Below are 16772 nucleotides of genomic sequence, written 5' to 3' on the forward strand. Positions count from 1 at the left end.
TCCCCCTTGATCGTTTGCTGTCGGAAGTCGCGGCCGGCGCGGCCGCTGCGTGTGTTTTCTTGAGTCTCGCCCCGTCCGCGGATCGTTGCCGCGGGGCCCCCGGAGCGGTGTTGTCAGTCGAGCGCGGCGGTGCGCATCGAGTCGCCGTCGAGCCAGACCTGGACGGCGCGGCCGCGCAGGGTCGGGTCGAGGTCGTCGGCGGTGCGGTAGAGGCCGTCGATGGCGAGCAGTTCGGGCTCGAACTTGCGGCAGAAGATGCGCGCGCCCGGCGAGCCGGCGGCCCCCGCGATGGCACGGCCCCGCAAGGCCCCGTAGATGTGGATCGAGCCGCCGGCGATGACCTCGGCGCCGGAGGCCACCGAGCCCATCACGGTCACGTCGCCCTCGGGGAACAGGATCGCCTGGCCGGAGCGCACGGGGCTCTCCAGCATCAGCGACTTCGCGCCCGTCACCCGCTCGACCGGGGCGGCGGCCGGCGCCTCGCCGGGCATCGCCACCTCGCCGGAGGGACGGCCGCCGTTGAGCGGCGGCGGCATCCCGGGTCCGAGCGAGCCCGCTCCCGCGCCCTCGATCCCCATGATCGGGATCTCGCGGGCGTTGAGGGCGGTCACCAGGTCCTTGAGCGCGTCCCGGCTCGGCGCCAGGGCCGTCACGTCGAGGATCACGGCGCGGCCGGCGAAGAAGGCCGGAGAGCGCCTGGCAAGGGCGTCGAGGTCGGCGAGCCAATCCTCGATCGGCGCCTCGGGTGCCAACACGACCGCCAGGAACGAGCGGCCACGGAAGCGAATCGGCGGGCGGGTTTGGGTCTGGCTGGTCACGTCTTTACGACTCGTTACCAGCCCATCAGGCGCGCTCGATGGTTAGCGAATGGTTAACGGCGGTAAGGAAGTGTTCATCTTTGCGCGGAGGCCGAGGCCAGCGTGGCTTCGATGTGGCGCGCATACCCCGGTTCCAGCCGAAGGCTGCGGGCGAGGTGGTCGAGATAGGCCCGCTCCTGGGGCGTGTCGACGCTGATCGCCATCAGGGAGGCGGCGTAGATCTCGCTCGCCTGTTCCGGGTTGCGGGCGAGGCGCGCCACCGCCTCGACGTCCACGGGCGCGCGCAGGGCATCCATCAGGAAGGCCTTGTCGTCGGCATCGAGAGCGTGGCGGTCCATCTCGCCGAAAATGCGGCTCTGCTCCTCCGGATCGATGTGGCCGTCGGCCTTGGCGGCGGTGATCATCGCGATCAGGAGCGCGCGGGAGCGGTCCTCCTCGTCGGCCGGCGAGGCGACCGCGAAGCGCGTGCCGCCGAGCATCCGGGCCGCATCGTCGGCGGAGGGAATGAAGCCGCCAGCCCGTGCGGGTGCGGCGCCGCCGCGCTGGCCCTGGTTCGCCTGCCAGCTCTGGTAGGCCTGGTACGCCAGGGTGGCGATGAGGGCGAGGCCGCCGGCGCGCCCGGCGCCCATTCCTCCGCTCAACCCGCCTCCGCCCAACCCGCCGGGCATCCCGAACCCCCCGCCGCCGCGCCGGCTGCCGAGGACCAGCGAGGCGAGGCCGCCGAGGATCGCCGCCTTGCCGCCCCCGCCGCCGAGGGACCGGGCGACCTGTTCGAGGGGGGAGGGCGCGTGCCCGTACCCGCCTTGGCCGTAGGACGATGGGCCGGGATGGCCGCCGAAGGACCCGCCCCGGCCGGAGCCGCCGAGGAACTGGTCGAGCAGGCGCTTGGCGTCGAACATCGGGGCTCCCTCCGGTACGAGTCGACGAGATGGGGTGCAGGGGCGCTGCCGCAAGGGCCTGCCGATTCGCACGACGCCCCTGAAATCCAAGTCGTTGTAGACTATGACGCTTCACCCTTCCCACGAGGGCGGGATCGTCCGGGGAAAACCCTCAAGGAATCAAGCGCTGGATCCTCTCTCCCGTGGGCAGAGAGGAGTCATGTCCCCGTGCGTGGTGTCGCTGACCACCTCGTTCTGCGGCCTCAGCCGTTGTGGACCCCGAGTTTTTTCAACGTCATCAAATCCAGGGATGACTTGGAAAGATGTCGGCATGTGCGCAGATTGATATACGATGTTGCCTGATTCGATTTCTGTTAAGGGGATTACAAACGTATAATATTCACGATTTAATTTGATAATACTGTGATTCCGGATCCCGAGTTTCGCTGCGCGGCTCCGGAATGACCGGAGGGTGCCAGATCGGCGGGGCGAACCCAGCAGGTTCCCGGTTTCGCCCCGCTGATCGAACGGTCCGTCAAAAGGTCAGCTTCATCCCCCCGACGACGCTCCGCGGCGCGCCAGCGAAGATCGAGCCGGTGGTGGTCGCGAGCACGCCGGCCCCGTTCTGCAAGCCGGTCACGGCGCTGATCGAGTTCGCCAGGGGCTGGGCCGAGGCGATGTACGTCGTGTCGAGGATGTTGCGCACCTCGACGTAGAGGCTCAGGCGCTTGGCGTAAGCACCGATCAGGTCGGTGTCGTAGTGGACGTTGGCGTTGACGATCGCGTAGCCCGGCGCCTTGAGCAGGTTGGCGTTGTCGAGGAAGAAGCCGTCCTGGTAGACCGCCTCGACGAAGGCGCCGAGGCCCTTCAGCGGTCCCGACGGCTGGTCGTAGCCGATCCGGGCGAGGAGCTGGTGGGCCGGCACGCCGGGGATCAGGCGCCCGGCCCGGTCGAACCGGGCGGTCAGGCTGCCGGCGCTCAGTTGCTCGACGTAGCGGGTATAGAACTGGTCGTTGAGGCTGTAGGCCGCAACCGCCCGCCAGCCGGGGGAGAAGGCCCATTCCGCCCCCGCCTCGATGCCGCGATGCTCGGAGGCCGGGGCGTTGAAGGTGTAGCTGAGCAGGCCCGCTCCCGGCGACTGGGTGACGAGCTCGTTGCGAAAAAACTCGTAGAACCCGGTCAGGCTCAGCCGCAAATCGGGCAGGGGCGACCAGTCGGCGCCGAGATCGACACCGAGATTGGTCTGGGTGCGCAGGTCGGTGTTGTTGCCCGGCACGCCGGCCGGCGTCACGAACAGCGCGCTCGCGGCCGGCGTCGCGTAGCCGGTGGCGACGCGGCCGCGGAACGCCCATGCCGGATCGGGCCGGTAGACCAGGGCGAGTTCCGGCGCCACGTTGAGGAAGCTGCGGTCGATGTCGGCGACCGCCGTCCGCATGCCGGCGGCGGAATACGCGTAGGTGAGGGTGCGGCCCTTGAGCCAGGTGTTCTCGGCCGAGACGCCGAGCACGCCGGTCCAGCGCTCCGACAGGGCGATTTCGGCCCGGGCCCGGCCGCCGAGATTCGACTGCACCGCCTCCTGGTTGCTGGTCAGCGCGCCGAGGCGCGGGCCGCCATAGGGCGCCCGGTTGTACAGGGCGATGTGGTTGTCGATGGCGCTGTAGGACAGGGCCGCGTAGCCGACCGTCGGCAGCCCGAACAGCTCGGTGCGATGGGTGATGTCGGAGAGGATCGTGTAGGACGGATAGCTGCCGCGCGAGGACGAGGTGTAGAACGGCTGGTTGAAGTTGCGCTCGTCGAAGCCGATTTGCGTGCGCCAGGTGGTGTTGGCGTCGATGTCGTGCTCCCAGCGGCCGGCGATGATCGTGCGCCGGTCCTTGCGGCCGAAGGCGCCCTCGTCGGCCGTCACCGGCACCATGGCGCCGAAGGCGCCGTTGCCGAAGAGGTTGAAGGTGGTGCAGCCGGGCGCCGCGGTGGCCGCCGCCGCGCAGCCGCGCTGGTAGGGGTTGATCCGGTATTGCGCCAGCGAGGAGCGGGCCGGAAGGTCGGCGTCGAGGGTGTTGTTGACGACCTTCAGGGTGAAGCGGTTGTCCGGGGTCGGCGTGTAGCTCGCCAGCAGGTTGACGGTCTGGGTATTGGCGCTGGCATGGTCCTGGTAGCCGTTGAGGCGGTAATCGCTGGCAAACAGGCTGATCTCGGCGGGGCCGCTCACGCCGCCGACCGTGAAGTAGTTGTTCAGGGTGCCGAAGCTGCCGGCATCGACGCCGATCTCGTAGCCGTCGATCTCGCGTCCGGTGCGGGTGCGGAAGGCGAGCGCACCGCCGGTGGCGTAGTTGCCGAACAACGCGGATTGCGGCCCGCGGAAGACGTCGACCCTGGAATAGGCCCGCGGATCGGTGAGGTCGAAGCGCGAGGCGCCGTCGGGCTGCGTCATGACGAAGCCGTCCTCCAGCACCACCATGTTCTTGACGACGCCAGTCGAGCGGGCGTTGTTGCCGCGGATCGACACCACCACGTCGCGCGGCCCGTTGCCCTGGCGCACGGTGACGCCGGGGCTGTTGACGAGGACCTGGCCGATGCTGGTCGCCGGCCGGTTGGCGATCACGTCCTGCCGGCCGATTGCCGTGACGATCTCGCCGACCGGGTGCTCGATCACGCTCGGGGCCGCGCCGGGCGGCGCGGCGACGCCGAAGGCCGGTCTGAGGGCCGCGCCGGATCCCGCCACGGAGATCTCGTCGAGGGCGATGGTGTCGGGTGCGCCCTGCGACAGGGCGGCGGAGGGGGCCAGCGTGAGGAGGAGGGCGAGCGCGCGGGGACGCAGGCCGGGACCGGGGAGGGACGGCATCAGAGGAATCTCGTGGAATGGGAGGGGCGGCGCGGTCAGCGCCGGCAAGCCGGTGGGCGTCAGGCCGTCGCGGGGCGACGGAACCCGCGGCGCAGGCCGAGGAACGCGGCATCGAGGGCGATCATCGCGAGGATCGCCAGCCCGGTGAGGGGAAAGACGATCCCGAACGCGACGACGAGCCCGGTGACGGCCCCGACCGCCCGGCGGTCGTCGGGCCAGGCCGGCACGCCGAGGCGGCCCTTGGGGCGGCGCTTCCGCCACATCACCGCAGCGGTCACCGCGAGCAGGATCGTCGCGAGGCAGAAGGCCAGCATCAGGAACTGGTTGAGCCGCCCGGCGACCTCGCCCTTGTGCAGCCCGATCCCGTACTGGATCCCGCGCCCGACGATCCCGATGTCGCCGAACCGCACGTTGACCAGCGGCTGACCCGTATACTGGTCGAGGGAGATCATCCGCTGGCGGGTGACGTCGCGCGGATAGGCGGCGGCGGCGTAGACTCCCGCCGGCCCCTCCGGCAAGGCGAGCTCGTAGCCGGCCGGCATGCCGAGACCGCTCAGGATCGCGGCCGCCCGGTCGATGCCGATCGGCACCCCGTCGCGGGCGTCCGAGCGCGGCAGCGGCGCATCCTCGAGCGCCCAGCCGGTCTGGTCGAGCACCGCGCCCATCGGCACCGTCGAGACCGGCAATCCGGCCCAGAGCGCGGTCGGCTGGCCGAGGCCTGCCCGGTTCGACACCGCCCGGAACTGGTCGCCCCACAGGATCGACCAGGGCAGGCCGGTGGCGGCGAGGAAGAACAGGCCGGCCCCGGCGGCAAAGCCGGTGACGGCGTGCAGGTCGCGCCACCACACCCGCTTGCCCGGCGTGCCGCGCACCGAGACGATTCCGCCCCCTTGCCCACCCCCTTGCCCGCCGCCACGCCTGCGCGGCCACCACAGGTAGATCCCGCTGAGCACCAGGATCAGCGTGAAGCCGGCGACGACCTCAATCAGCCCGTTCGCCACCGGCCCGAACATCGCCAGGCTGTGCAGCCGGCGCACCACCATCATCGCCTCGTCGTTGCGCCCGACCCGGTCGAGAACGGCGCCGTCATAGGGGTCGAGATAGACGAGGGTCTTTCCCGAGGGGCCCACCATGGTGACGACGCTCGAGCGGTCGGGCGCCTCCGGGCTCGCATAGGTGGTCGGCCGGGCATCCGGCACCGCATCGGCGGCGATGAAGACCAGCCGCTCCGGCGACAGGGGCGGCGTCGCCCGCACCGGCACGAGGATGCGATGGGAAAAAAGCGTGCGGTTGATCTCGTCCTTGAACAGGTAGACCGAGCCGGTGACCGACAGGAGGATCAGGAACGGCAGGCAGAGGAGGCCGGCATAGAAATGCCAGCGCCACACCGCGCGATGGACGGCATCACGCAGGCGCGCGCGCCCCGGGAGGGCGGCGGAGGAAGGGAGGGTCATGGGACCTGAGGATCCGGGAGGGCGACCGATCGGGCGGATGAGGGCGCGATCAGGCCTGCGGCGGTCCTCGGGGGCTGGCATGGGTGTCGGGCGGGGCCCGGGCCGGGCTCTCGTCGATGGCGGGCGGGAAACGGTCGGCCGGGATGGGATCGTCCCAGGCGATCCCGAAGGCGAGCAGGACCGGTGCGGCGAGGGCGACGTGGTGGGCCGCGACGCAGCACGCCAGGGCGCAACGTGGGACGGCCTGCGGCGCCCCGTCCGTCCCGTCGTAATGACAGATCACCGGCCATGAGGCCGCCTGGGCCGGCACGGGGGCCAGCGCACCGAGCAGCACCTGCAGGCACAGCGCGTAGAGCGCGACCACCGCGATGGTCGCGCGACCGATCGACCGTGTCGGCAGGTTCACGCGCATGAGGCGAGGTAGGCCGGCCGGCCCGATTGCGTCAATGACGAAGGCGGCGGCGGAGACGAATTTCCGGCGGGTGGTGCCGCGTTCCCCGCACGAGCCATCGGGCCGGATGCGGAATCGATGATCCGGGGCAGTATCTGCAACGCCGCCTCGGCATCATGCCCCATCCCTGTATTCGCGATGACGACGCAATCAGGAATGCCAATACATCCCGGGAAACCCAGCGGCACCTCGACTCCGTTTTGTTGCTTAACCGGGAATTAACTCTGATCGTCGATCGTCGGACTCAACGTTCACCAGTGGCCCGATGCGGCCGGCGGGACACAGGTCATGGGACTCGACGTCTTCGGGAGCATCCGCGCGACACGGCCGAGCAGCGAGTGCGATTGGCTCGAGCAGAGCTTCGTTGCCAATCTCGGCGAGGTGATCCAGTCGGTCGGGGCCATGAACGAGCGCGAGGGATTGACGCCGGTCGACGGCGCCTCGTCGCCGCGGGATTGGGACGCGCTGATCGCGCATGTGCGGAAAGCCGCGCATGAGCCGGGCACGCCCGGGGTCGCGGCTTCTCAGGTCCGCCAGCGCGAGGCGCAGGCCCAGGCGCTGCTGCGCAGCGCGCATCGGCGGCTCGACGAGGCGGCCGCGCGGGAGGCCGAGGCGGAGGCGCGGGTCGAGGCGGCCGAAGGCCGGGCGCGCGCGGCAGAGCTACGGGCAGCTGCGATGATCGAGGCGGCCGAGGCCCGGGCGCGCCAGGCGGAGGAAGCCGCCCGCAGCGCCCTCGACTGGCTGCAGCGCCTGCGGCAGGCGGAGGCCGGCTCGGGACCGGCCGTGCCGCGACCGCCCGCGCTGCGGCTTCGGCGTATCGCCTGACGGGGGAGGCGGGCTCTCTCGGATTGCCTCCGAGACGAAGCGGGCTGCGCGCGATCCGGGGACGGCAACTGGCGCGCGAGACCCCCTCTCTCTGCCGGCCGTGAACCGACCCGGGTTTGCCAGAGGCTGCAGCTTCCGAGCGGATGGAGCCGTGACGAAGCGACCAGTCCCGTTTTCTTGGTCGGGACGGCGGGGCTGGTGCAACACTCGGCGCGGCTCGCATTCCTTGGCTCTACGGCACACCGAGCCCTCGGCTGGAGCCGGCATCGAGCCGTCGGTCGGTTATCTCCCTCCCGCCGAGCCCGAAGCGCGCGATCATGCTCATGTCGGCGGCCAAGCCTCGGTCGCCCGACCCAGGACACGCAGCCTCCGTCAAATCCGAAGCGGCTCAGCGGCGGGGCCGTGCGAGGTGGCCGCGGCGGTAGGGATGCGGAACTCGCCCGGGCCCGCCTACTCGCCCGACTTTAATTCGATCGAGCAGGCATTTGCCAGGATCGAGGCGCTGCTGCACCCCGCGCGAATGCCGCCGCATCATCACAGCAGCCGGCGGCGATGCAGACTGGGATCAACGCGTCGTCATTGATATCGGACAGGTCAATGCTCCGGACCAGCGCCTGATTATAGCGTCACGGTACATGACAGGCCCGTTTACGTGTTGCTTCGGCCCTTCCCACCCGCGAACTCGGGATGGTGCCGTGGGTGGGTAGGGCCCCAGGACCGGCAGACTTCAAGTCACTGTCACGTCGGTGCGCAACGCAACCAAGCACTGTTTTAGAGCAATTCACGGTCGCGCTGCAATCGCGAAGCTCTCCAGGCCTTTGATTTCGCCGCATTTTCTGCGACGAAACGAGAACCTGATCGGACGAAGCGTTGGCCTGCCGGCGCAAGTCTGCTCAGTGCATCACCCGGCGCACATGCGGCGAATCGAGCGAGAAGGCGGGGATCGCCGCCTCGAAGCTGTCGCCGTCGGCGGTTGCCATGGTGTAGGTCCCCTCCATCGTGCCGTCGGGCGTCGTGAGGGGGCAGCCGCTGGTGTAGCTGAACGACTCGCCGGGGCCGAGCACCGGCTGCTTGCCGACGACGCCGGCACCGCGCACCTCCTGCATCTCGCCGCGACCGTCGACGATGCGCCAGTGGCGGGAGCGCAGTTGCACCTGCTCGCTGCCGTTGTTGGTGATCTCCACCGTATAGGCGAAGAAGTAGCGTCCGCTGTCGGGCGAGGATTCCTCCTCGACGAAGCGCGGCTGCACGGACACGCTGATGCCGCGGGTCTCTGCCTTGTACATCAGGGAACCTCCGCTGGCGGCCCCGCGGGCAAGCGCGACGGCCGACGGGGGTCGTGGTACGTCCGGCCTTCCGGATCGTCAATCGCCGCCGACCGCGGTCGGTAATCCTGCACGAGGCGCGCCCGTTCCCTCCATGAGTCCCACCAGAAGTCCATCGATCCGGCTTCCTCGCCCGTCCACAGCCGTCGCGGGCCTCGCCGCCGCGGCGGCCCTGGCGCTCGGTGCCGATCCCGTCGCCCTCGCGCTCCTCGCCCTCTGGTGCGGGCTGACGCTCTTCGCGGCGCATCGGGGCCTGGCGGGGGAGGGGCCCTGGATCCGCATCGCCCTCGCCCTGGCGCTGGCGTGGCGGGCGCCCGGCGGGCCGGCGGCGGCGCTCGTTCTCGCGCTCCTTCTCGAGATCGCGGGGGCGCGGCTCGCCGCCTGGGCGGCGGCCCGGACCGGAACGGCGCTTCCGGGCCTCGACCTGCACTCGCTGATCCTCGCAGGCGGGCGGGGCGCCGACCTCCTCGCAGCCCTCGCCTTCGCCGCCCTGATCCTGTGGCCCGACCGGCTGCCGCCGATCGCCAGCGCGCTTGCCGGCCTCACCGCCATGGGGGCGATCGCCCGGGCGAGCCTCGCGGTCGCGGTGATGCGGGGGGTGCGCGACGAGACGTAGGGCTCTTCACCTCATCGAAACCCTGGCCTACGACAATATCCCCTTCGAGGATGGACGGGTCATGGTGAAGCTCGAGGACGGGATTCAATCGGCGGAGAGCATCGTGGCGCTGGCCGATGCCGGAATTATCCGGCCCGCCAGCCCCTTCGCGGACGACCAGGTCCAGCCGGCGAGCCTCGACCTGCGCTTGGGCAACCGGGCGTGGCGGGTGCGGGCGAGCTTCCTGCCGGGGCGTACCCGCGACGTCGCCGCCTGCCTCGACAAGCTGAAGCTGCACGAGATCGACCTGCGCCAGGGCGCGGTGCTGGAGACCGGCTGCGTCTACATCGCCGAGCTCCAGGAGGGCCTGGCCCTGCCGCCGGACCTCGCCGCGAGCGCGAATCCCAAAAGCTCGACCGGGCGGATCGACGTGTTCACCCGTGTCATCACCGACCAGGCGCGGGAATTCGACATGGTCGAGGCCGGCTATGCCGGGCCGCTCTTCGCCGAGATCTCGCCGCGCACCTTCCCGGTGCTGGTCCGCACCGGCTCGCGCCTGTCGCAGCTGCGCTTCCGCCGCGGCGCGGTGCGGCTCGACGATGCCGCGCTCGCGCGCCTGCATGCGGCGACCCCGCTGGTCGATTCGTCCGATCCCTCGTTCCAGGGCGGCGTCGCGGTCTCGGTCGACCTCTCGGGTTTCGACGGGCTGATCGGCTACCGCGCCAAGCGCCATACCGGCCTCGTCGACGTCGACCGGCCGCGCTCCTATCCGGCAGCGGAGTTCTGGGAGCCTCTGCGGGCCGACGGCTCCGGCACCCTGATCCTCGATCCGGGCCAGTTCTACATCCTGGCCTCGAAGGAGGCGGTGCAGGTGCCGCCGGATTTCGCCGCCGAGATGGTGCCGTTCGATCCCCTGGTGGGCGAGTTCCGGGTCCATTACGCGGGCTTCTTCGATCCCGGTTTCGGCCATGCCGAGGCCGGCGGCACCGGCGCCCGCGCAGTGCTCGAGGTGCGCTCCCGCGACGTGCCGTTCATGCTGGAGGACGGCCAGATCGTCGGCCGCCTCGTCTACGAGCGCATGGCCCAGCGCCCGGCCGCCCTCTACGGCAGCGCCGCCGGCTCGAACTACCAGGCGCAGGGGCTGAAGCTCTCGAAGCACTTCATCTGACCCTCGCACCAGGCGATTGTCCCGGGACCGGGGGCGCAGTGCGATCGGGCCCGTCGAGACGATTGCCGCGACGGGTCCTGCGCCCCATTCGCGCCCTGGGAGGCCGCTTTCTCCACTGACGGCCTACCCGTCAGCCCGCCGCGGCCTCGTCGAGCAGCCACAAAGTCTCGCCCCGGGCCCTGGCGTGGCCCGCCGGCAGGTCCTCGCCGGAAGCGATCCGGGCGAGCGGCGCCCGCTTGCCCGCGCCGGTGACCAGGAACAGCATCAGCGGCGTGGCAGCGAGCGCCGGCAGGGTCAGGCTCACCCGCGGCACGAAGGGGGCAAGCCCCGCCTCCGGCACCGCCACCACCCAGGCCTCCCCCTCCCGCGCCTCGGGCTTGCCCGGAAACAGCGAGGCGGTGTGGCCGTCCTCGCCGAGGCCGAGGAGCACGAGGTCGAAGAGCGGCCGGGCGGGGGCGAGCCGGTCGGCCCCGTACCAGGTCTGCAACGCCGAAGCGTAGGCCTCGGCGCAGGCCTGCGGGGTGCGGTCGGTCGGGATCGGGTGCAGGTGGCCGTCGGGGACGAGATCCCCGAACGCCTCCTCGGCCAGGCGCCGGTTGCTGCCGGCCTCCGGCCGGTCCCCGACGCGCTCGTCGCCGAAGAACCAGTGCAGGCGCCCCCAGGGGAGGCGGTCGCGAAACTCCGGCCCGGCGAGCAGCCGGTACAGGAGCTTCGGGGTCGAGCCGCCCGACAGGCAGATCCCGACCCGGCCCGCCTTCGCCCCCGCCACCGCGACCAGCCGCCCGGCCGCCGCCCGGGCGACCGCGTCGGGATCGGGCAGTACCTCGCGACGGCCGGTCATGACCCGTGCTCCAGCGAGCGCCAGGCCCGGCCCTCGCGGGTCAGAAGCTCGCCGGCCGCCTCCGGCCCGGCGCTGCCGGCCTCGTAGGGCAGGGTTTCCAACTTGCCCGACGCCGCCGCGTCGAGGATCGGCTGGACGATGCGCCAGCCGGCCTCGATCATGTCGGCGCGCTGGAACAGCGTCGGGTCGCCGATCATCGCGTCGTAGATCAGGGTCTCGTAGCCGGTGCTCGGCTCGGTCTTGAAGTAGTCCTTGTAGCAGAACCGCATGTCGACGCTGCCGAGCCGCACCGCCGGGCCCGGGATCTTGGCGCCGAATTGCAGGGAGATGCCCTCGTCGGGCTGCAATTGCAGCACCAGCCAGTTCGGCACGTCCTCATGCACGTTGGTGCCCTTGAACAGCGAGAGCGGCGCCTGCTTGAAGCGGATGGCGATCTCGGTGTCGCGCCGGGTCATCGCCTTGCCGGTACGCAGGTAGAACGGCACCCCGGCCCAGCGCCAGTTGTCGATGCCGAGCCTGAGGGCCACGAAGGTCTCGGTGTCGCTGTCGGCGGCGACGTCCGGTTCCTCGCGGTAATCCCTGACCGCCTTCCCCTGGACCTCGCCGGCCGTGTAACGGCCCCGCACCGCATCCTCGACCTTGGCCGAGGGGGTGGCGAGCAGCACCTCCTCCTTCTTGTCGCGGACGGCCTCGGCCTCGAACGAGATCGGCGGCTCCATCGCCACCAGGGTGTAGAGCTGGAACAGGTGGTTCGGCACCATGTCGCGCAGCGCGCCGGTGGCCTCGTAGAACTTCCCCCGTCCCTCGACGCCGACGGTCTCGGCGACGGTGATCTGCACGTGGTCGATGTGGTCGCGGTTCCACAGCGGCTCGAACAGGCCGTTGCCGAACCGGAACGCCATGATGTTCTGCACCGTCTCCTTGCCGAGGAAGTGGTCGATGCGGAAGATCTGGTCCTCGGACAGGACCTTCAGGATGTCGGCATCGAGCTTTTCGGCGGACGGGAGGTCGTGGCCGAACGGCTTCTCGATGATGACCCGGCGCCAGCGATCCTCACCCTGTTCGGTCAGCCCGGCCTCGCCGAGCTTGGCGATGGTCGGCCCGAACAGGCCGGCGGCGACCGCGAGGTAGAACAGGACGTTGCCGCCGTCCTGCTTGCCCGAGATGTCGGCGATGGTGCCCTTCAGCGCCTCGAACGAGGCCGATTCCGACAGGTCGCCCGAGCGGTAATGGACCCGCCCGACGAGGTCGGTCCACACCCCCTCGTCGAACGCGCCGCCGCCGGCCTCACCGCCCTTGGCGGTGATGAAGCCGCGCACGGTCTCGCTCAGCTCGGAGCGGAATTCCTCGGACGACATCTCCGACCGGCTGACGCCGATCACCGAGAAGTCTTTCGGCAGGAGGCCCCAGCGGCCGAGATTGTACAAGGCCGGCATCAAGAGCCGGTGGGTGAGGTCGCCGGTCGCCCCGAAGATCACGAGCGTGCAGGCGGGCGGGGGCGCGGCCCCCTCGGCCATGGACGAGGTCATTTCAGCTCCTGGTGGCCGCCGAAGCCCTTGCGCATCGCCGAGAGCAGCTTGTCGGCGTAGGTCGCCTCCTGGCGCGAGCGGAAGCGGGCGTAGAGCGCGGCGGACAGAACGTGGGCCGGGACGGCCTCCTCGATCGCGGCGTTCAGCGTCCAGCGGCCCTCGCCGGAATCGGCGACGTGGCCCGAGAAGGCGTCGAGATTCTCGTCGCCGGCCAGCGCCGTGGCGGTGAGGTCGAGGAGCCAGGACGAGACCACGCTGCCCCGGCGCCAGACCTCGGCGATGTCGCCGATATTGAGGTCGAAGCGCTGCGCCTCCGGCAATTCCGAGGAATTGGCGTGCTTGAGGATGTCGAAGCCCTCGGCATAGGCCTGCATCAGGCCGTACTCGATGCCGTTATGGATCATCTTGACGAAGTGGCCGGCGCCGCTCGGGCCGGCATGGATGTAGCCGTGCTCGGCGCGGGGATCGCGGCCGTCGCGGCCCGGGGTGCGCGTCACCTCGCCGAGGCCCGGCGCGAGCGTCTTGAAGATCGGGTCGAGCCGGTCGACCGCCGCCTTGTGGCCGCCGATCATCATGCAGTAGCCGCGCTCGAGGCCCCAGACACCGCCGGAGGTGCCGACATCGACGTAGTGCAGGCCTTTTTCGTCGAGGGCGGCGGCGCGGCGGATGTCGTCCTTGTAGAACGAGTTGCCGCCATCGATGATGACGTCGTCCGGCTGCATCAGGCCGGCGATCTTCATCACCGTCACTTCGGTCGGGTCGCCCGCCGGCAGCATCACCCAGGCGGTGCGCGGCACGTCCAGCTTCGCGACGAAATCCTCGAGGCTGTCGGCGCCGATTGCGCCCTCCTGCACCAGGGCCGCCACGGCCTTGGGATCCTGGTCGAACACCACGGCTTTGTGCCCGTTGCGCAGGAGCCGCCGGACGATGTTGCCGCCCATCCGACCGAGACCGACCATGCCGAGTTGCATCGTGTCACTCCTCGCCGGCGAGGCCGGGGCCGGCGGCCCGTGGGCATGGGGCCCTATTGCATGACTGGCGCGGTCTCCCTCCGGGCGATCCCGGGCCGGCCCGGGATCGCCCGGAGAGGGGAGACCGGTTGCTAGCCCTAACTAAGCGCCGACTTCAGCCGGTCGAGTCCCTTGGCCACATCGCCCTTGATGTGGACGCGCAAGGCCCGCCGCCCCCGCTCGGACAGCACGCCGAAATCGCCCCGCGCCTGCGCGGCGATCACGGTGGCAAAGCCCAGACTGCGACCGGGGATGGCGAGATCGGGCGCCTCTGAGGTGATCTGGAGGAAGACGCCGCTGTCGGGCCCGCCCTTGTAGGCCTGGCCGGTCGAGTGCAGGAAGCGCGGCCCGAACTCGGCGCAGGTCGCGACGTGTTTGGCGTCGCGCAAGGCCAACCGGGTCTCCTGGAGCACCGCCAGGTGTTCCGGGTTGCGGGTGACGTAGGCGAGCAGCGCGACGTAGTCGCCGGCCCCGATCCGCCCTCCTTGAGCCTTGATCCAGCTCACCGGGTCGGAGCCCGCACCCGCCTTGCGCAAGGCGTCCGCATTGGCCGCATCGGTGTAGAGCGCGAAGGTCTCGTCCTCCGCCACCGGCGTCTCGGCCGGCAGCGCGCCGTCCTTCTCGGCGGCCGAGAACAGCTCGCGGGTCTTGATCTTGCTCGCCTCGACGTCGGGCTGGTCGAACGGGTTGATGCCGAGCACCGCGCCCGCCACCGCCGTGGCGATCTCGAAGCGGAAGAATTCCTGCGGCAGGCTCGCCTTCGAGGCGAGGGCGATCCGCACCACCGGGTGGCCGGCCTGCTCCAACGCCGTGACGGCGGCATCCTGGGCGGCGTCGGCGCCGTCATCGAGGCGCAGGTACACGAAGACCCGGTCCGAGCCGTAGGCGGCGGGCGCGGCCAGGGGCTCGTTCTCGATCGGGATCAGGCCCTTGCCCTGCTTGCCGGTCGATTCGGCGATCAGCTGCTCGGCCCAGGCGCCGAAGGTGTCGATGCCCTTCGATGCGACGAGCGTGACCTTGTCGCGGCCCTGCTCGGTGGCCGCCTTGCCCAGCACCAGGCCGAGCTGCACCGCCGGGTTCAGGTCCGGCGGCACGTCGGAGCCGCAGGAGCGCACCATGGTGCGGGCACTCTCCAGGAACGCCGTCACGTCGAGGCCCATGGCGGCGGCCGGCACCAGGCCGAAGGCCGAGAGCACCGAATAGCGCCCGCCGATCTGCTTCACGCCGTAGAAGATGTGCCGGAAGCCGTCATCCTTGGCCGCCTTCTCCATCGCCGAGCCCGGATCGGTCACGGCGACGAAGTGGCGTCCGGCCTTGTCGGGCCCGACCACGTCGCGCATCCGGCCGAGGAAGTAATCGCGGAAGACGTTCGGCTCGAGCGTGGAGCCCGACTTCGAGGCGACGATGAACAGGGTGCGCTCGAGGTTCACCGCCGCCTCGACCGCCCGGACCTCGTCCGGATCGGTCGAATCGAGGATGCGCAGGCGCGGGAAGCCGGGCTGCTGGCCATAAGTTTCGGCCAGCACCTCCGGGCCGAGGCTGGAGCCGCCCATGCCGAGCACCACCGCATCGGTGAAGCCTTCCTGCTTCACTTCCGAACTGAAGGCGGCGTAGTCGGCGGCCTTCTTCGACTCGTCCTCGACGATGGTGAGCCAGCCGAGCCACTGCGCCTCGTCGGCGCCGCTCCACACGCTGGCGTCGCGCTGCCACAGGCGGCGCACCAGGCCATCCTTGCGCCAGGTCTCGATCGCCTGCTTCACCGGCTCGTCGAGGCTGCCGAGCGAGAGCGCCTGCCGGTCGAGACCGGTCCCCAGGAATTTCTGCCGCTTGCCGGCAACGGCCCCCAGCAGCTTGTCGGCGGCATCGACGAAGAGCTGCACGCCCTCCTCGACGAGCTGGCGCGCCACCGCGTCGAGGTCGATACCGGTCTTGGCGAGGTGGGCCAGCACCCGCTCGGCCTCGTCGACACCTTCTTCCAGGCTCGCCCGGACCTTCCCGTGATCGCGGAACGCATCCATCGTCGCGGGCGGGATGGTGTTGACGGTGTTGGGGCCGATCAATTCCTCGACGTAGAGCACGTCGGAATAGGCCTTGTTCTTCACGCCGGTGGAGGCCCAGAGCAGGCGCTGCGGATGCGCGCCCTTCTCCGCGAGCGTCTGCCAGCGATCGCCTGAGAACAGTCGCTTGTAGCGCCGATAGGCGAGCTTGGCGTTGGCGATCGCCACCTTGCCCTTGAGGCCTTCCAGCGCGGCCTTCTCGTCCGGGTCGTTGGCCGCAGAGATCTTCTCGTCGAGGAGCTTGTCCACCGCGGCGTCGATGCGGCTGATGAAGAAGCTCGCGACGCTGGCGATCCGGCCGATGTCGCCGCCGCTCGCCGAAAACGTTTCCAGGCCCTCGATATAGGCGTTGGCCACCTGCTCGTAGGCGTCCTGCGCGAAGAGCAGCGTGACGTTGATGTTGATGCCGTCCGCCGTCAGGTCGCGGATCGCCGGGATGCCCTCGGGGGTGGCCGGTACCTTCACCATCAGGTTGTCGCGGGCGACGGCCTTGTGGAGGCGGCGCGCCTCGTCCAGCGTCTCGGCGGTGTTCAGCGCCAGGTAGGGCGACACTTCGAGACTCACGAAACCGTCCTGGCCGCCGCTCGCGTCGTAGACCGGGCGCAGCACGTCCGCCGCCGCCTGGATGTCGGCGATGGCCAGGCCCTCGTAGAGGTCGATCACCCGCTGGTCGCCGGCCGCCTTGAGCGCGTCGTCGTACTCGTCCGAGTGGCCGATCGCCTTCTCGAAGATCGCCGGGTTCGAGGTGACCCCGCGCAGGCCGTCCTCGTCGACCAGGCGCTTGAGGCCACCGTCCTGGACGAAGCCCCGGGCGACGAAATCGAGCCAGACGGCCTGGTCCTGTTCGGCGTGCAGCGTCTTGAGCGGGTTCATGCCTGCGGTCTCCGCGTGTTTGCCGCAGATGTGGACCGGAAGGAGCCGCTGTCCAGGGGGAGGGCCCGAGAGAAGCTTGGCCGTTCGCAGGAAAAGCGCCCGGGCC

Annotated in this window: 13 protein-coding genes; 3 read left to right on the forward strand and 10 right to left on the reverse strand. The window is 70.4% G+C overall.

Going from position 1 to position 16772, the window contains the following annotated elements; all coding sequences use genetic code 11:
- Positions 1-113: 113 nt before the first annotated feature.
- The 5 genes from minC to F1D61_RS21375 form a co-directional block, all read right to left on the reverse strand.
- Positions 114-818 carry a septum site-determining protein MinC gene (minC, locus tag F1D61_RS21355; protein WP_203153962.1) on the reverse strand — a complete coding sequence of 235 codons (705 nt, stop codon included), beginning with the start codon at positions 816-818 and terminating at the stop codon, positions 114-116.
- Positions 819-892: 74 nt separating this feature from the next.
- Entirely contained in the window at positions 893-1717 is an 825-nt protein-coding gene (locus F1D61_RS21360; RefSeq protein WP_203153964.1) for a tellurite resistance TerB family protein, read from the reverse strand.
- A gap of 514 nt (positions 1718-2231) precedes the next feature.
- Positions 2232-4538, reverse strand: coding sequence for a TonB-dependent receptor family protein (locus F1D61_RS21365; RefSeq protein WP_203153967.1), 2307 nt, complete (start codon positions 4536-4538; stop codon positions 2232-2234).
- A gap of 59 nt (positions 4539-4597) precedes the next feature.
- Positions 4598-5992, reverse strand: a complete 1395-nt coding sequence (locus F1D61_RS21370) for a PepSY-associated TM helix domain-containing protein (RefSeq protein ID WP_203153969.1) — start codon at positions 5990-5992, stop codon at positions 4598-4600.
- A gap of 49 nt (positions 5993-6041) precedes the next feature.
- Positions 6042-6398, reverse strand: coding sequence for a hypothetical protein (locus tag F1D61_RS21375; RefSeq protein ID WP_203153971.1), 357 nt, complete (start codon positions 6396-6398; stop codon positions 6042-6044).
- 333 nt (positions 6399-6731) lie between these two features.
- Here F1D61_RS21375 and F1D61_RS21380 point away from each other — a divergent pair, with 333 nt between their 5' ends.
- A complete protein-coding gene (locus tag F1D61_RS21380) occupies positions 6732-7268 on the forward strand; it encodes a hypothetical protein (protein ID WP_203153972.1) in 537 nt (178 codons plus the stop codon).
- An 893-nt stretch (positions 7269-8161) separates the two neighbouring features.
- Here the strand turns inward: F1D61_RS21380 and apaG are convergent.
- A complete protein-coding gene (gene apaG, locus F1D61_RS21385; protein WP_203153981.1) occupies positions 8162-8554 on the reverse strand; it encodes a Co2+/Mg2+ efflux protein ApaG in 393 nt (130 codons plus the stop codon).
- 133 nt (positions 8555-8687) lie between these two features.
- On the opposite strand from apaG, the gene F1D61_RS21390 reads away from it, so the two are divergent.
- Complete coding sequence (locus F1D61_RS21390) at positions 8688-9209, forward strand: hypothetical protein (RefSeq protein WP_203153983.1); 522 nt, start codon at positions 8688-8690, stop codon at positions 9207-9209.
- A gap of 61 nt (positions 9210-9270) precedes the next feature.
- Positions 9271-10356 (forward strand): 2'-deoxycytidine 5'-triphosphate deaminase, encoded by a 1086-nt coding sequence (locus tag F1D61_RS21395; protein WP_203153985.1) that lies wholly within the window; start codon positions 9271-9273, stop codon positions 10354-10356.
- A gap of 130 nt (positions 10357-10486) precedes the next feature.
- Here the strand turns inward: F1D61_RS21395 and pgl are convergent, their stop codons facing one another.
- From pgl to F1D61_RS21415, 4 genes are all read right to left on the reverse strand, one after another.
- Positions 10487-11197: a 6-phosphogluconolactonase gene (gene pgl, locus F1D61_RS21400; protein ID WP_203153987.1), complete on the reverse strand. Its 711-nt coding sequence runs from the start codon at positions 11195-11197 to the stop codon at positions 10487-10489.
- Complete coding sequence (zwf, locus tag F1D61_RS21405) at positions 11194-12726, reverse strand: glucose-6-phosphate dehydrogenase (RefSeq protein WP_203153989.1); 1533 nt, start codon at positions 12724-12726, stop codon at positions 11194-11196. Before zwf ends, pgl begins: the two co-directional genes overlap by 4 nt.
- Positions 12723-13697, reverse strand: a complete 975-nt coding sequence (gene gnd, locus F1D61_RS21410; protein ID WP_203153991.1) for a phosphogluconate dehydrogenase (NAD(+)-dependent, decarboxylating) — start codon at positions 13695-13697, stop codon at positions 12723-12725. The genes zwf and gnd overlap by 4 nt, the downstream gene beginning before the upstream one ends.
- Positions 13698-13834: 137 nt before the next feature.
- A complete protein-coding gene (locus F1D61_RS21415; protein WP_203153993.1) occupies positions 13835-16666 on the reverse strand; it encodes a bifunctional transaldolase/phosoglucose isomerase in 2832 nt (943 codons plus the stop codon).
- Between the last annotated feature and the right edge of the window lie 106 nt (positions 16667-16772).

Source organism: Methylobacterium aquaticum, assembly GCF_016804325.1.
Taxonomy (GTDB): domain Bacteria; phylum Pseudomonadota; class Alphaproteobacteria; order Rhizobiales; family Beijerinckiaceae; genus Methylobacterium; species Methylobacterium aquaticum_C.

What these genes read in the sequence shown, in the direction of transcription:
- F1D61_RS21370 (WP_203153969.1), bottom strand. Translation starts at nt 5,992, where the DNA reads ATGACCCTCCCTTCCTCCGCCGCCCTCCCGGGGCGCGCGCGCCTGCGT.
- F1D61_RS21415 (WP_203153993.1), bottom strand. Translation starts at nt 16,666, where the DNA reads ATGAACCCGCTCAAGACGCTGCACGCCGAACAGGACCAGGCCGTCTGG.
- F1D61_RS21365 (WP_203153967.1), bottom strand. Translation starts at nt 4,538, where the DNA reads ATGCCGTCCCTCCCCGGTCCCGGCCTGCGTCCCCGCGCGCTCGCCCTC.
- F1D61_RS21360 (WP_203153964.1), bottom strand. Translation starts at nt 1,717, where the DNA reads ATGTTCGACGCCAAGCGCCTGCTCGACCAGTTCCTCGGCGGCTCCGGC.
- pgl (WP_203153987.1), bottom strand. Translation starts at nt 11,197, where the DNA reads ATGACCGGCCGTCGCGAGGTACTGCCCGATCCCGACGCGGTCGCCCGG.
- apaG (WP_203153981.1), bottom strand. Translation starts at nt 8,554, where the DNA reads ATGTACAAGGCAGAGACCCGCGGCATCAGCGTGTCCGTGCAGCCGCGC.
- F1D61_RS21395 (WP_203153985.1), top strand. Translation starts at nt 9,271, where the DNA reads ATGGTGAAGCTCGAGGACGGGATTCAATCGGCGGAGAGCATCGTGGCG.
- gnd (WP_203153991.1), bottom strand. Translation starts at nt 13,697, where the DNA reads ATGCAACTCGGCATGGTCGGTCTCGGTCGGATGGGCGGCAACATCGTC.
- zwf (WP_203153989.1), bottom strand. Translation starts at nt 12,726, where the DNA reads ATGACCTCGTCCATGGCCGAGGGGGCCGCGCCCCCGCCCGCCTGCACG.
- F1D61_RS21380 (WP_203153972.1), top strand. Translation starts at nt 6,732, where the DNA reads ATGGGACTCGACGTCTTCGGGAGCATCCGCGCGACACGGCCGAGCAGC.
- F1D61_RS21390 (WP_203153983.1), top strand. Translation starts at nt 8,688, where the DNA reads ATGAGTCCCACCAGAAGTCCATCGATCCGGCTTCCTCGCCCGTCCACA.